This window comes from Planctomycetaceae bacterium (genome assembly GCA_041398785.1).
Taxonomy (GTDB): domain Bacteria; phylum Planctomycetota; class Planctomycetia; order Planctomycetales; family Planctomycetaceae; genus JAWKUA01.
The window spans coordinates 224333-239635 of the sequence record JAWKUA010000005.1 but is presented as its reverse complement, the minus strand read 5'-3'; the positions used below and the strand labels follow the sequence as shown (position 1 = coordinate 239635).

11 protein-coding genes are annotated in these 15303 nt (G+C 59.7%); 8 read left to right on the top strand and 3 right to left on the bottom strand.

Going from position 1 to position 15303, the window contains the following annotated elements; genetic code table 11:
• Window positions 1-4 precede the first annotated feature (4 nt).
• The 8 genes from R3C19_08035 (at window position 5) to R3C19_08000 (ending at window position 9400) form a co-directional block, all read left to right on the top strand.
• Window positions 5-868, top strand: coding sequence for an imidazole glycerol phosphate synthase cyclase subunit (locus R3C19_08035; protein ID MEZ6060293.1), 864 nt, complete (start codon window positions 5-7; stop codon window positions 866-868).
• Complete coding sequence (hisH, locus tag R3C19_08030; GenBank protein MEZ6060292.1) at window positions 865-1566, top strand: imidazole glycerol phosphate synthase subunit HisH; 702 nt, start codon at window positions 865-867, stop codon at window positions 1564-1566. Before R3C19_08035 ends, hisH begins: the two co-directional genes overlap by 4 nt.
• Before the next feature lie 148 nt (window positions 1567-1714).
• Window positions 1715-3013: an N-acetyl sugar amidotransferase gene (locus R3C19_08025; GenBank protein ID MEZ6060291.1), complete on the top strand. Its 1299-nt coding sequence runs from the start codon at window positions 1715-1717 to the stop codon at window positions 3011-3013.
• 336 nt (window positions 3014-3349) lie between these two features.
• The gene (locus R3C19_08020) at window positions 3350-4777 is read left to right on the top strand and encodes a hypothetical protein (GenBank protein ID MEZ6060290.1); all 1428 of its coding nucleotides are present in this window, start codon (window positions 3350-3352) and stop codon (window positions 4775-4777) included.
• Between the two features lie 122 nt (window positions 4778-4899).
• Window positions 4900-5778 carry a hypothetical protein gene (locus R3C19_08015; protein ID MEZ6060289.1) on the top strand — a complete coding sequence of 293 codons (879 nt, stop codon included), beginning with the start codon at window positions 4900-4902 and terminating at the stop codon, window positions 5776-5778.
• A gap of 74 nt (window positions 5779-5852) precedes the next feature.
• A complete protein-coding gene (locus R3C19_08010; protein ID MEZ6060288.1) occupies window positions 5853-6425 on the top strand; it encodes a hypothetical protein in 573 nt (190 codons plus the stop codon).
• 342 nt (window positions 6426-6767) lie between these two features.
• Window positions 6768-8216, top strand: coding sequence for a hypothetical protein (locus R3C19_08005; protein MEZ6060287.1), 1449 nt, complete (start codon window positions 6768-6770; stop codon window positions 8214-8216).
• A gap of 212 nt (window positions 8217-8428) precedes the next feature.
• On the top strand, window positions 8429-9400 hold the full coding sequence (locus R3C19_08000) for an archaemetzincin (GenBank protein MEZ6060286.1): 972 nt from the start codon (window positions 8429-8431) through the stop codon (window positions 9398-9400).
• Between the two features lie 122 nt (window positions 9401-9522).
• Here R3C19_08000 and R3C19_07995 read toward each other — a convergent pair whose 3' ends face one another.
• The 3 genes from R3C19_07995 to R3C19_07985 all read right to left on the bottom strand — a co-directional run bounded on the left by R3C19_07995 (window position 9523) and on the right by R3C19_07985 (window position 15162).
• Window positions 9523-10929 (bottom strand): DUF1501 domain-containing protein, encoded by a 1407-nt coding sequence (locus tag R3C19_07995; protein MEZ6060285.1) that lies wholly within the window; start codon window positions 10927-10929, stop codon window positions 9523-9525.
• Between the two features lie 4 nt (window positions 10930-10933).
• Entirely contained in the window at window positions 10934-13501 is a 2568-nt protein-coding gene (locus tag R3C19_07990) for a PSD1 and planctomycete cytochrome C domain-containing protein (GenBank protein ID MEZ6060284.1), read from the bottom strand.
• Window positions 13502-13650: 149 nt separating this feature from the next.
• A complete protein-coding gene (locus tag R3C19_07985) occupies window positions 13651-15162 on the bottom strand; it encodes a Gfo/Idh/MocA family oxidoreductase (protein MEZ6060283.1) in 1512 nt (503 codons plus the stop codon).
• Window positions 15163-15303 lie beyond the last annotated feature (141 nt).

Genomic DNA, 15303 nt, shown 5'->3' with positions numbered 1-15303 from the left:
CGCCATGAGCACTGTTCGCGTAATTCCGCGGCTCGATATCAAAGGCCCGAATCTTGTCAAAGGGATTCACCTGGAAGGCCTGCGCGTGCTCGGCAGGCCCGAAGATTTCGCCAGATACTACTACGAAGCGGGAGCCGACGAACTGATCTATCAGGACGTCGTCGCCAGCCTGTACCAGCGGAACAGTCTGCTGGAGTTTGTGTCCCGTACAGCGCAGGAGATCTTTGTTCCGCTGACTGTCGGCGGCGGCCTGAGAACTCTGGGCGACATTTCCGCGGCGCTGGCTGCGGGAGCGGACAAGGTGGCCATCAATACCGCTGCCATTCGGGATCCGGAGCTGATTCGTCAGGCAGCGCGGCGATTCGGGGCTTCGACCATCGTGGTCGCCATTGAGGCGATTCGTCAGCCGGACGCGACGTATCTTGCGTACACGGACAACGGCCGCGAGCACACCGGCATCGACGCCATTGAATGGGCAGCCACCGTCGAACAACTGGGCGCCGGTGAGATTCTGGCGACCTCCGTCGACAGAGACGGCACGGGTGACGGCTTTGATCTGGAACTGACTCGAAACATCGCGGCCCGCGTTTCGATTCCCGTGATTGCTCACGGAGGCGCCGGATCACCGGCGGATGTCATCGAAGTCATTCGAGCCGCGAATGTTGATGCCGTCACCGTCGCCAGCCTGTTGCACTACGACGCGTTGCGGCACATCGCCCGCGACGGCTGCGTTCCCGGTGAAGGCAATACCGAATTCCTGAAAAGCGGTCGCGGAACAACACGGATTCAGTCCACGACATTGCAGCAGCTCAAACGCGAACTGGCTGCTGCCGGAGTCTCGGTACGCTGTGAAGTGAGTCCAGCATGACCACGCTTCGGATTCAGATTGTGGACTATCGGCTGGGCAACCTGTTCAGCATCCGACAGGCCTGCCAGCGCATTGGAATCGACGCCGTCGTGTCATCGTCACCACAGAGTTTTGATTCGGTTGACGGCATTATTCTTCCCGGCGTCGGCGCGTTCGGAAACGCCATGGAGAGCCTTCGGGAGTTGAACCTGATTTCGTCGCTGCGAACTTTTGCCGCTTCGGGAAAACCGCTGCTGGGAATCTGCCTGGGCATGCAGTTGCTATTTGACGAAAGCGAGGAGTTCGGGCGGCACGAAGGTCTGGGGATTCTGCCGGGAACGGTTCGCCGAATTCCCGATCAGACGCTGGCCGGGCGACGGCTGCGAGTCCCGAACGTTGGCTGGAATCCGGTCGCTCGTTCGAATTCAGGCGTCGCCGATCGGGTGCTTGAAGGAATTGCGGACGACGAGTTCATGTACTTCGTCCATTCCTACTGCGCCGTGCCCGCGGATTCGGCTGACGTCCTGACGTCGACGACGTACGGTTCGATTCGGTATTGCTCCGCCGTGCGGAGAGGCCATATCCTTGGCGTCCAGTTTCATCCGGAGAAAAGTGCCGGTGCGGGTCTGCGAATTCTGAAAAACTGGGCTCGCGAATTGTCAGACCGTTCCGCTCCGGGCCAACCAGAACCGGTTTCGCGGCAACCCGCGAAACATTAATGCTCTCTCAGGCGTCGTTAGATGAGTGCGATGTTGCGACCGAACGTTTGGGAGGGCGAGGCTGCCGCAACAGACGTTCTGTGGCACGCGAGGCTCGGCCGCGCTGGAACGAAACACACCGACGCCGGAATGAAGAAAGGACGCTTCAATGGCACTCGGACTTGAGACGTACTATGGCCTTCCGGCTGACGTCAGGTTCTGTAATCGCTGTGTGATGTCGAATCAGCGTCCGACCTCCGCTGTGGAATTTCGGCACACGATTCATTCCCGGAAAACGACGCTGGCCTTCGACAGTGCCGGTGTCTGCGACGCCTGCCGCGTGGCCGATCAAAAGGAACGAATTGACTGGCATCAGCGCGAAGAGGAACTGCTGCGACTGCTGGAAAAGCACCGCAGCAAAGACGGCAGCTATGACTGCATCGTTCCGGGCAGCGGAGGAAAGGACAGCGCCTTTCAGTCTCACATGCTGAAGTACCGGTACGGGATGAATCCGCTGACGGTCACCTGGCCGCCCATTCTTTACACGGACTACGGCTATCAGAACTGGAAGAACTGGCTGGATCTTGGCGGCTTCGACAACATCAGTTTCACTCGCAACGGGCGAGTGATGAAACTGCTGACACGGCTGTCGATCGAGAACCTGTTCCATCCGTTCCAGACATTCATTCTGGGACAGAAAAATCTGGCACCGAAGCTGGCCGCGCGGCTGGGAATTCCGCTGGTGTTTTACGGCGAGAACGAAGCGGAATACGGCAATCCGATCGCCGATACCGCCTCCAGTCTGCGAGACCGCTCCTGGCACACATTTCAAAACCTGGATGAAATCTATCTGGGCGGAGTTTCCATTCGGGAATTGACCGAACGATACAACGTTCCGCTCAGCGATCTGATGTCTTTCCTGCCGGCTCAGGCTGATGAACTGACACGCACCGACGTGCAGGTTCATTACCTTGGCTACTACCTGAAATGGACACCGCAGGAAGTCTATTACTACGCTGTCGAAAACACGGGCTTCCGGGCTCGGCCCTTTCGAACTCAGGGTACCTACAGCAAGTACAACAGCATCGACGACAAGATCGACGATCTGCACTACTACACGACGTACACAAAGTTCGGCATCGGACGAGCCACCTACGACGCGTCTCAGGAGATCCGCAACGGACACATCACGCGCGACGAAGGTGTGGCTCTTGTCAGCCGCTTTGACGGCGAGTTTCCGGATCGCTACTTCGACGAAACCATGGACTACATCGGCATGAAGCCGGAACGATTTCATGAACTGACCGACCGCTTCCGTTCACCACATCTGTGGGGAAAGGATGGCGACGGGCGCTGGCGGCTTCGTCATACGGTCTGCGGCAACGGACTCGACGATCGCATCACAGGCGTCACAAGATCACCGTCGCCAGCGAAGTCTCTTGCTGAACTGCCGCTGAACGCAGCTTGAAACCGCGAATTGCGTGACTTCTCCAGCAGCGATTGCACGGCGGAACAAATTAGAACCCCTAACAAAACCTCCGAGGCCGCGTTGTGGCGACAGTAGTCGAGATGCAAGGAAGAATGACGAGGCGACAAATGTCGTCGAGGAGTGATGACGCCGCAGATCGGCTGCTGTCGTCACAACCCTTCGGGACGTTTGTGGTTGCGTCTCAGGCGGCGGCGGCGCTCGGCGTCGACGGGATTTCCCGTCTCCTTCTCACTTCTTGCCTGAAACGCAACCACAAACGTCGCGGCTCTCGCAGGTTTTGATAGGGGTTCTTAGTCGTTCACCAGGGATGAAGGAATGGAAACCTCCAACAGCCGGCCCGTGACCGCGACCAGGGAAAAAGTCGTGATCCATGCGGCCTATCCGCTGTGGCGCAAGCACATTCTGATGGCCATTGCCCGCGCCAAAGAACTCCAGGACGCAGGCAGCGAAGTCGTACTGACGTATTGCGACAGCCGCGGCGGCACCTGCGCCGTGAATTTCGCCGGCAGCCCCGGAACATGCTTCATTTGCCGTTCCTGTGTCACAAAGTCCGCAGCAGAAGCCGGGTTGACGACGGTTCCGCTGAAGACGCCGGCCGCTGAGGAATCGGCGTCGCCGGTGTCGTGGACGGAACTGCGGGACCTGGCGGAAGGTGTTCAGAGCGGCGTGACGTCTACGTTCCGGCAACTGCCCGGCGACACGTCGCGCAATCCCATAATTCGTGCCATCAAGAAGCGTTACTTTCAAACGACGCTGGGTCTGCTGACCTCCATGAAACGCGTGCTGCAGCAGCGGAAGCCTGACCGCGTGGAAGTGTTCAACGGTCGTCAGGCCTGTTCGCGGTTCTGTCTGATCGCCGCAAGGTCCGCCGGGCTGCCGTTCAATACGCTGGAAATCACGGCGCGGCAACAGCCCATCATCTTCCGTGGCCATACGGCTCACGATCGCAGGGCGATTCAGAAACGTGTGTTGAGCCATCCGGCAGACGTCGAAGCCGCTGAAGCGTATTTCGCCCGCCGACGCCAGCCCGCTCACAACAAGTATGCCAAGAAGCACGCTTCCGAATTTTCGCCGCCCGACGCCGGTCGGTTCAAAAAGAAGATCTCCGTGTTTCTCAGCAGCCAGGACGAATTCGAATCTCTGGGACCTGACTGGAGATCGCCGTTTCCCGACTACGCCACTGTGGTCGAAGCTGCCTGTCGCCGGTTTCCCGAATATCTGTTCTGCATTCGGTTTCATCCGAACCAGGCAGACATCGCCGGTGACATCACGACTCCGTTTCGCGCCATCGATGCGCTGCCGAACACCGTTGTCTACTATCCGACCGACACGGCCAACACCTACGCGCTGCTGGAATGGAGCGACACGGTGGTAACGTTCGGTTCGACAGTGACCGTCGAAGCGTGCTGGCTCAGGAAACCGGTCATCGCCCTGGGACCGTCGTTTTATGACCAGTTGAACGTCTCGCACAATCCGCAAACGATGGATGAGTTTCTGAACATGCTGGGACAGGACCTGCCTGCCCTGGACCCGACCAATGCGGCACGTCTGGCGGTGTTTGCTGAGTCGGACAGCGATGACATGCGATACCTCGACTATAACGGACGAACGATTGTTCCCCGCGGAATTCACATTTCCCGACCGTGGCTGAGCCGGATCGCCCGCACCTGCGACAACGTATTCTGCCGGCTGGTGAAAACTAGTGCCCGGCTGACAACGAAGTACCGTCGCCGCGCTGCCTGACGACACTGCTTCGGCTGCTGTGGCAGGACAAAATCACGTTGACGGTCTCCGCCGACTTCCGAGACACCGACGTGATTCACCGTGTCGCTGAATGGTGTTCGATTCGAACGGAAATTTTCCGGATGACACGCCGGATCGACATCCGACCTTCTTACGAAAGTGCCCGCCGGGCGACAGAGATCATGGCGAACGCTCAACCACAGCCTTCAAAAGCGTCGCGACTGATCCGGCATGTGCTGCTTTGGAGCCTGGTGTCCGCTGCCCGGCTTTCCGTCGCCGGTCCGGCCAACGCGGATTGGGAACGTCATGAACGCCGCGGGCAGATTGAGGTGTTCTCCGAATTCGGCATTGATGTGGATTTCGTGCTGACCGAATTGCAGTCCGTCGCTGACGAAATCCGTCAGAAACTGGAACTTCCGCCGCCTGCCAGACCGATTCAGATCATTCTGTTTTCCTCCGCGCGGGGATATCGGACGCACCTGGCCAACAGCATTCCCGAAAGTGCCCGGCGGCGAGCCATCTTCTATCGCAACGGCGATGTGTTTCAGATCTACGCTTATCGCAGCCAGGCTCTGATTACCGATCTGCGGCACGAATTCACTCACGCCCTGCTGCACCAGGCGCTGCCCTATGTTCCGCTGTGGATGGATGAGGGTTTGGCGGAGTATTTCGAAGAAGCCCCGGACGCCCGAGCTGCCTCCCAGCGCCTGGCGGGAACCAAATGGAAGTCGCGAATGGGTTGGACTCCCGGATTGAAGCGGCTGGAACAGATTCCGTCCGCCGATCAGATGGACGCCGACGACTATCGCGATAGCTGGGCCTGGATTACCTACCTGATGAACGGCTCTCCGGCGTCGCGTGAACTGCTGAAGACGTACCTTCTGGCAGTATCTGCCGGAGAAGCCCCCGGATCATTCAATGAGTGGGCAATCACCCGTCAACCATTAGTCATAAAAGGCGTTGGTTCATATTTTCGCCGATTTCAGATTTCACTACGCTGACGTGGCACGCTGATCAGAGGCCCGTTGCAGCGTGTTGTCTATCCGCTGCTGTCCTGAAGAAGGAACTTCACAAAATGAAACTCACACAGCCTCTTCCGACGAAGCTTGTCCGCTTGACCCTGACCGCTGCCCTGGTGCTTTCACAACCACTGTCAATGGTGTCGTGTCATGCGGATGAAGCATCCGCTGACCCGAAACCGGTTGTCCGCGATGTTCAGTTGAAGGCGGACGGATTGCTGCAAATGAAGATTGTTGACGGCCAGGGTGTTGCCCAGGCGAATCAGCCGGTGCAGGTTCGTTTCGCCGACAAGACTGTTGCCAAGGCCGTCACGGACGAATCCGGCGATGTTCGGTTTCGCGGACTGCGACCCGGACTGCATGTCGTCGCTGCGCCTCACGGTGCCGCCGCGTTTCGGTTCTGGAATGAAGAACAGGCTCCACCGTCCGCACTCAAGAATCCGGCGATCGTTTCCGACAGCGAAGTCGTTCGCGGACAGATGGGCGGCGCCGGACTCGGCACGCTGCTGGGAGTCGGTCTGGGAATCGCCGGCATCGTTCTGGCGATCGACGCCAAGGACACGGCCGACGACGCCAACGCCCGCGCAGCCTCGCTGCAGTCGCAGGTCGACGCAATCGCCAGTCCATAGTCCCGTCACCGAACTTCCGTCCAGTCGTGCGGCGGATGCTTGGAATAAGCGGCCCGTCGTGCAGACGGTAGGCCGAAAGCAGGAACTCCATACGGACCCACGAATGACGGAAGCGTCTTCGTGGGTCCGGTGCGTTGATGAACGCAAAATTCCGAATCTGCTTTCAGTCGCCGCGAGGCAAACGGAGCGTCCGCCCGCCGCGTATCCGGAGCGTTCTCGCTGTCGGGCCGCTCTTCGAAAACTCGAAGGTCGAATTCCTGCCCGCCGATCGTGTTATCGCGACGGTCCATCGGATAGTCTGAATCTCTTCGAAACCCGCACATCCGCGCTTCGGAGTTATTCATGGCCGACACTTATCCGCTGCAACCTCCCTCCGGCCCGTCGCGTTCTTCCTCCGGGACTCCGGATTCGGCGTCGATCCGTTCGGGACGAGAAAAGAAGAAACCTGCCGGACGTCTGGTTTCGCTGGACGCATTTCGCGGCTTTATCATGACGATGCTGGCCGCCGAAGGTTTCGGCCTGGCGGACTTTTCGAAACTGCCGCCGGATTCCGCCGCGTGGAACACGTGCAACTACGAATTCTTTCACGCTCTGGGATTTCACTTCGACCATCCGGCCTGGGAAAGCATCTTTGGCTGGATGGGAGTCTCGTTCTGGGATCTGATCCAGCCGGCATTCATGTTCATGGTCGGCGTGGCGATGCCGTTCTCCTACGCTCGCCGTGAAGCCATGGGCGAATCTCGCGCGGGTCGAATGCTGCACGCGGCGATTCGGGCCGTCATTCTGGTGCTGCTGGGCGTCTTTCTCTATTCGCTGAACAACGCTCGCACGAACTGGATCTTTCCCAACGTTCTGGCCCAGATCGGCCTTGGATACTTCTTCGCCTATCTGCTGCTGGGGCGCCGACTGGGAATTCAGTTGGGAGCGTTCGCGGCGATTCTTGTCGGTTACTGGCTGTTCTTTTTTCTGAATCCTCCTCCCGCCGATCACGACTACGCCGCCTACAGCGCCAGCGCGGATGAAGGTGAAATTTTCGAAGGCCGGTTCGCTCCCTGGTCGAAAAACGCCAACATTGCCTTCCGCTTCGATCAGTGGCTGCTGCCACAACTTCGCACGCCGAAAACCGATCCGCCGGCGGGGGACAATGAAAAGACGTCGGATGACACGCCCACTGACGAGGTCAACATCGCACCGGCCGACAAACCGGGTCTTGTCAGACAATGGTTCTTTTCCAACCCGGAACCGTATACCTACAACCGCGGCGGCTATACGACGCTGAATTTCATCCCGTCGATCGGCACGGCTGTGCTGGGAATCCTGTGCGGCCAGTTGCTGCTGACCAACGGCACGTCGGGCCGCAAGCTGCTAATTCTGATCGTTGCGGGTGCGCTGTGCCTTGGCCTTGGAATTCTGGCGCATCACACCGTCTGCCCGATTGTAAAACGTATCTGGACTCCGTCCTGGGTTCTGTTCAGCGGCGGCTACGTGATCTGGATGCTGGCCGGGTTCTTTCTGCTGTTTGACGTTTTGCCGCTGAAGAAACTGGCGTTTCCGCTGGTCGTTGTGGGGATGAATTCCCTGGTGATGTACCTGCTGGGAGAAATGCTTCGTCCGTGGACCGGTCGCCACATCGTCGAAACTCACTGTGCCGGATTTCTGGAAAGCGTGTTTGGTCCGGGGATCCTGGATCACGACGTGTTCGGGCGAGTCACGCTGCCGACGGCGACGTTTGTCGTGTTCTGGCTGATCGCGTTCTGGCTGTATCGCAACCGCTGGTTCGTGCGCGTGTAGACAAGCAGACGCCTGTCCCGCGAGATGAATTTGCCATTGGGAAAACTGTCTGCCGACAGTTTCCGCGACGGCACGCGGAGCGCTGGATCAGCGCCGGTCGCGCAGCGCGCCTGAAGGACATTCGCTGCAGAATCGTCTTCGTGAGATTTCCGAACTCACCCCGACCCGCGTGACATAGGCTTGGAACTCAACCCCCACCGGAGGCTGATTCCATGCGCAATCTGCGACTTTTGCTGTTGATGGCAATGATTCCGTTTGCGCCGGCGATTGCGGACCGTGTTGTAGTCATGCTGTCCGGCGTTGACCGGGTCATTTCACGCTATCGACTTTCGGCAGAGGATCGCGCCGTCCGATGTGCAACGGAATGCCTGGCATCGCTTCACCAGCCGGCCGGCGATCCGCAGGCCGGTGACTGGCGTGCAACGGTCGTTGAGCCTGGTCAAAGCTTGGCTCAGTACGCTTTGTCTGATCCGATCCGTCCCACTGCAGGCCGGAACGTGATCTACGTGCAACCGCTTGGTGATTTTGCACCCGCAGAACGCCAAATCGTGGAACTCAGCGCCGAATTTCTGGAGCTGTATTTCTGCTGCCCGGTGACGCTTCTTCCCGACGCAGGTGAAGCGGTCGTTCCGCCCGAGGCTCGCAGAATTCACGCCGTGACGCGCGAAGAGCAGTTTCTGGCACCGTGGATCACGACAGACTTTCTGAAGCCACAATTGCCCGACGATGCTCTGGCTCTCATCGCGTTAACGACCGGCGATCTGTGGCCGGGCGAAAACTGGAACTTTGTGTTCGGCCAGGCATCGCTGTCGGATCGCGTCGGCGTCTGGTCGATGGCACGGCTCGGCGATCCGGAAATCGGAGAAGACCACTTTCGTGAATGTCTGCGCCGGACGCTGAAAACGGCAACTCACGAAACGGGCCACATGTTTTCCATGAAGCACTGCATCTTTTTCGAATGCAATATGTCCGGAAGCGGTTCGCTGGAGGAAGGTGATCGCTATCCGCTGAGCCTATGTCCGGACTGCCTGGCCAAACTGCACTGGTCAACGCGCACGGAGCCAGTGGACCGACTGAAAGCACTGGCACAGTTCTGCGAACGAAACGGTCTGGTACAGGACCTTGCTTATTACAGGAATGCTGCAGCGCGGCTCACCGGGACTGACGCAGCGGGGCAAGACTGACTCAGTTGCCCCTCAGCCGGACTATTCCGGGCTGCGAGACGGAAAGGGCTGTCAGCGACGACAACTCGCTGTCGTCGGGCGCGCTTCGCCCATAGAACGGTGGTGGCTTTCGGCCTCGCCGACTACGCCAGAATGTCGCGGACGACGTTGCCTGCGACGTCGGTCAGTCGATAGTCGCGGCCCGCGTGGCGATAGGTGAGCTGTTCGTGATTGACGCCCAGCAGGTGCAGGATTGTTGCCTGCAGGTCGTGAACGTGGACCGGTTTTTCGGTGACATGGAATCCGAAGTCGTCCGTGGCGCCGTGGATCATGCCGGACTTTACGCCTCCGCCTGCCAGCCAGACACTGAAGGCGTTCGGATGATGGTCCCGGCCTTCGCGCCCTGCCGTGGATCCTCGCCGAACTTCGCCCATCGGCGTACGACCGAATTCTCCGGCACACACCACGAGGGTTTCGTCCAGCAGGCCGCGCCGTTTGAGATCCCGCAGCAGTGCGGCGGCTGGCTGGTCGGTCATCCGGCAGTTGTTTTCCAGACGGTCTTTGAGATCACTATGGTGGTCCCAGGTGCTGTGAATCAGGTGAACAAAACGCACACCGCGTTCGGCCATGCGCCGTGCCAGCAGACAGTTCGTGGCGAAGCGGCGTGTCGTGTCGCTGTCCACGCCGTAAAGAGAGCGCGTGTCGGCTGTCTCGTCGCTGAAGTCGAGCAGTTCCGGCGCGGCGGTCTGCATGTGAAACGCCATTTCGTAGCTGGCGATACGGGATTCGATTTCCGCATCACCTGTGGCCTGCTGCCGCATTCGGTTCAGATCTCTCAGGACATCGAGCCGTGCGCGTTGAGTCGCAGGCGTCACTCCCGGTGGGCGGCTGAGATGGAGGATCGGGTCACCGGAATTCCGAAAGGTGACACCACGATACGACGACGGCATGAAGCCGCTGTTCCAAAGTGAACTGCCGGCACCTTCCAGACCGTGACCGTCATCCGACGTCAGAACCATGTAGCCCGGCATGTCGCGGCAGGCGCTGCCGAGCCCATAGTTCACCCAGGCGCCCATGGTCGGATATCCGAACAGCGGTGTTCCACAGTGCAGCAGAAGCTGAGCCGGGTCGTGGTTGCTTTGTTCGCAGTGCATCGAACGAATCAGGCAGATGTCGTCCACCATTCCGGCGGTGTGTGGAAGCAGTTCGGAGATCTCCATGCCGCATTCACCATGCGGGCGGAATCGGCGCGGACTGGCCATCACGGTTTCCAGAACTCCGCCGGTCGCACTCTTCTTGGCCTGAACCAGCGATTCCGGAATCGGCCGTCCGTGCAGCGCGGCCATACGCGGCTTGGGATCGAACAGATCCAGGTGAGACTGGCCACCCATCATGAACAGAAAAATGATCTGTTTCGCGCGCGGAGCGAATTGAGGCCGGGACAGGTGCGCAAGACCGTCATCCGCCAGCAGGTGCCACAGCGCCATCGCGCCAAAACCGTGGGAACTGTTCAGCAGCACATCGCGCCGCGAGTGCCCGGTGTGAATCATGGCATTACTCCCGATGGATGAACTCGTCGAGATTCAGAAGAACGCTGGCCAGAGCGATCCATGCCGCGTCCGTTCCGGCCGGTGCGTCCTGCAGCAATTCGGTCGCCGCGTCCGGATGTTCGGCAAACAGCGTTCGCTGCTGCTGAAGATAATTTCGCAGGCGTTCGGCTTCCTGCGCCGTTGGCGGACGGCATACGACCAGTCGGAAAGCGTGTGTCAGTCGTTCCTGGTCGTTGCCGGGATTTTCCGTGAGCACACGATTCGCAAGAGCGCGGGCCATTTCGAGAAAGACAGGGTCGTTCAGCAGTGTGAGCGCCTGTAGCGGCGTGTTGGAACGTTCACGTCGGGCACAGCTGAGGCTGGTGTCCGGCAGATCGAACGTCACGAACTGAGCGAACGGTGACGTACGCTGAATGAAGGTATACAGGCCGCGACGATAACGATCTGCGCCGGTACTGGGTTCCCACGAATTGCTGTATCCGTCCATCGAGACGCTGTCCGGTTGAGGTGGTTTGACGCTCGGCCCTCCCACTTTTCGACTGAGCAGCCCGCTGACCGCCAGCGCCGAGTCGCGAATGCCTTCCCCGGAAAGCCGCAGTCGCACCTGTCTGGCCAGCAGGCTGTTGAGAGGATCGCGGCGGTCGACCTCCGGACGTGCCGTCGATGACTGTTGATACGTTTGTGACGTGACGATCTCGCGAAGAATGGATTTCACGCTCCATCCGTTCTTCATGAATTCCACGGCGAGCCAGTCGAGCAGTTGTGGATGGGACGGACGATCTCCGCGAATGCCGAAGTTCCCGGACGTCGACACAATCCCGCGACCGAACAACTCCTGCCAAAGACGATTGACCGCCACACGCGCGGTCAGCGGATGGTCGTCAGACACCAGCCAGCGGGCCAGAGCCAGCCGATCAGCGCCGCGGCCCACGTTCAGTGGCGGCAGACTTGCGGGGGTATCCGGCTGGACTTCTTCCCCATGTCGACGATAGTCGCCGCGCACGAAAACGTGAGTGCTGCGCTGAAACGGAAACGTGCGCATGCCCGGTGCACGTGTCACGGATGGAAGTTCGGCGGTCAGCGCCTGCAGTTGGGCCTTAATCTCATTCAGGTTCAGTTCGGCAAACTTTGCACTGTATTCCGCCGGAGCGGCATTCAGGAAATAATCCAGCAGGCGATTCTGTTCGTCCTGCGTTCTCCGTTCCGGCGGCATTCGGATGATATTCAGTCCTTCGAGCTGACCTTCTCCGAGATTCTGGCCCCATTGCAGGCCGAGCAGTTCCAGAGTGCGTTCCCAGGCAAAGTCTTCGCCGGGATTCGCTTCCGTGTGCAGCAGTTTTTTTTCCCAGTCCGCCTGCAGTTTTGCCAGCGGCTCCGCGACCGGCGCGAGCAGCTCCGCGCGTTTGCGGTCGTATTCCGGTTTCGCATCCGCGTAGGGGCCGGCTTCATCAGGCAGCGGTGCGTCGAAGTTGACTTCGTCGGCGTTGTTGAAGAAGGCGTAGAGCTGATAGTACTCGCGCTGCGAAATGGCGTCGAACTTGTGATCATGACACTGCGCGCAGCCGATCGTCAGTCCCAGAAAGGTCGTTCCGACTGTCATCGTGCGGTCGAGAACCTGCTTCACTCGGAATTCTTCCAGGTCCGCTCCACCTTCCCGGTTGCTGAGCGTATTTCGCAGAAACCCGGTCCCCATCCGTTCCGTGACGGTCGCATTCGGCAGCAGATCTCCTGCGAGCTGCTGCACCGTGAACTGATCGAAGGGCAGGTCGCGATTGAAGGCATCGACGACCCACTGCCGATAACGCCACGCGACCGGACGCAGGAAATCCTGCAAATAGCCATCACTGTCGCCGTAGTGCGCCAGATCCAGCCACCACCGCGCCCAGTGTTCACCAAAGTGCTCGGAATTCAGCAATCGCTCGACGACACGCGCATAGGCATCGGGCTGCGGATCCGCGACAAATGCGTCGAGTTCCGATGGAGAAGGCGGAAGTCCGGTCAGATCGAGCGTGACGCGACGAACTAGCGTAGCGCGGTCCGCGGGTTCGGACGGCGTGATGCCTTCTTCCTGCAGCCGTGCGCGAACAAAGCGATCAATGGGATGTGATGAACCAGGAACTGGCGGCGGTTCCATCTGCCGCGGGCGAATCAGAGCCCAGTGGCGTTCATACTCGGCGCCCTGGTCGATCCACCGGCGCAGAATTTCGCGCTGAGCCGGCGTGACCGTGACTCCGGTTTCCGCGGGCGGCATTCGCAAATCGTCATCCGTTGTGTTCAGCCGGACCCACAACTCGCTGCGGGCGGAATCACCCGGAACAATCGCGGTCGTCCCGGAATCCAGTGTGCGGGTGGCATCCGCCTGGCGATCAAGTCGCAGACCGGCTTTGCGCTGACCGGCGTCGAAGCCGTGACACGCAAAGCAATGATCGGCCAGAATCGGCAGCACGTCGCGGTTGAACCTGAGAGGCGCGTCGTCCTGACCGGAGGCACACCGACCGACCGCAGCGACGCAATACGTCAAGACGATGCTGACGAAGACATCGCGAACGGAAATCGACGGAATGAGACGCATGGTTCCGCGCTTCGCCTGCTGGTCTATACAACGTGACTGCAAACGGTGGACCGCCTGCGCGACGACCGGAAACCGGCGCGTCCCGCCGGTTTCCGTTCGATCCGGCGGTCGTCGGCAGGACGCGTTTGCTGCGGGCGTTGCCAGACGTGTCAGACCTGGTCAGCTTTCGGGCAGACGTACGGTTCGCGGTATTCGCGAGTCAGGTACGGGTTCGCGGCAGCGTTGTTCGTGAACTGTTCCTTTTCCGGATCAAAGGCCAGCATCGGTCCCAGTGACATCGGCGTGGTTTTCAGATCGACGCCGTTCTTTTCCAGATGACTGACGGTGCGGGCCAGAGTCGCGTCGTTGTCGTCCAGGCTGTTGATGCTCTTGAGAGCGGAAGCGATCTCGCTGGCATCGACTTTGTTGTTTTCACCCAGGTAATACGAAATGTTGCCCAGATGACTGATGGCGGCGGACAGGTGTCCTTCGCGCACATCGGCGTTCAGGTCTTCCATCTTTCGGCTCTGGCAGGCGGAAATGAAATTGGCGAAGTGATCGCCGCCGCCGGTGAAGTTCTGCACTTCGTTCATGTCCTTGTCGTAGTGAGTACACAGCGAATACTCGCGCTGCACGACGTAGCCTTCGGACCCGTAGAACACCACGCCGATCTTGTTGCCTTTGGTGCTCTGGAACAGCTTGTTTAGTTCTTCGTCGTCCGAATCATTGACGCTCAGGCCGCGGGTTTCGAAGACGATGCATTTGTTGCCGTAGTCGTAGATCGACACTTCCGTGTTGCCGGTGTCGCCGGCATCCACGAAGGCCGGATCGTTCTTTTCCGCCTGATAGCCGAGCCGGCCGCCATAGGTCAGGATCGCGTTCGGATGACGGTCCAGGCCCAGTCCCCAGCGAGCGATATCGGTCTGGTGCGGACCCTGATTTCCCAGGTCGCCGTTGCCGTAGAGCCGCTGCCAGTGCCAGTCATAGTGGAACTGCGGGCGAGTCAGCTTCGGGTCCGTGAACTGCGCCGGACCGCTCCACAGGTCGAAGTTCACATTGGCGGGAACCTCGTAGCTGCCCAGAGCACCGATGGATGCTCGACGCTTGTAGCACAATCCGCGAGCGAAGTTGCATTCGCCGATGCCGCCTTCCGCGATGAACTTCACGGCATCCTGCACGGCTTTGCTGGAACGGCACTGCGTTCCCACCTGGCACATGCGGTTGTATTTTCGAGCCGCGGCAATCATTGCGGTTCCTTCCAGGACATCGTGGCACACGGGTTTTTCGACATAAGCATCCTTGCCCGCCTGCATGGCCCAGATGCCTGTCAGCGCGTGCCAGTGGTTGGGCGTCGCCGTGCTGACGATGTCAACGGAGCTGTCTTCGAACGCTCGCCGCATGTCGGTGACCAGCTTTGGTCGCGTCCCCTGCTTCTTTTCGACCTCATCACAGCGCTTGTTGCCGACCTCTTCGTCGACGTCGACGATGATCCGGACTTCCGTGCGAGCATCGTCCAGATACGCACCGATGTGACTGCCGCCGCGGCCTCGAACCCCCACGACACAAACGCCGATCGTTTCGTTAGGAGATACACCCGACCGGCCGATCGCCGGAGCCAGCCCGAACGCTGCTGTCGCCGCTGCGGTGGTCTTTACAAAGGATCGTCGAGTCAGTCGGCTCATGGCTGTTACTCCCTCGGAATTGTGAGTTGGATGGAACGGTCAGGGATCAAATCGACTTCGGGGCGTCTCAGGAAACCGGCCGGCATGAAACGCTTCACGCAACCTGACGGCGCCGGTGTTGTGACGAAGGAAGCCTGCCCT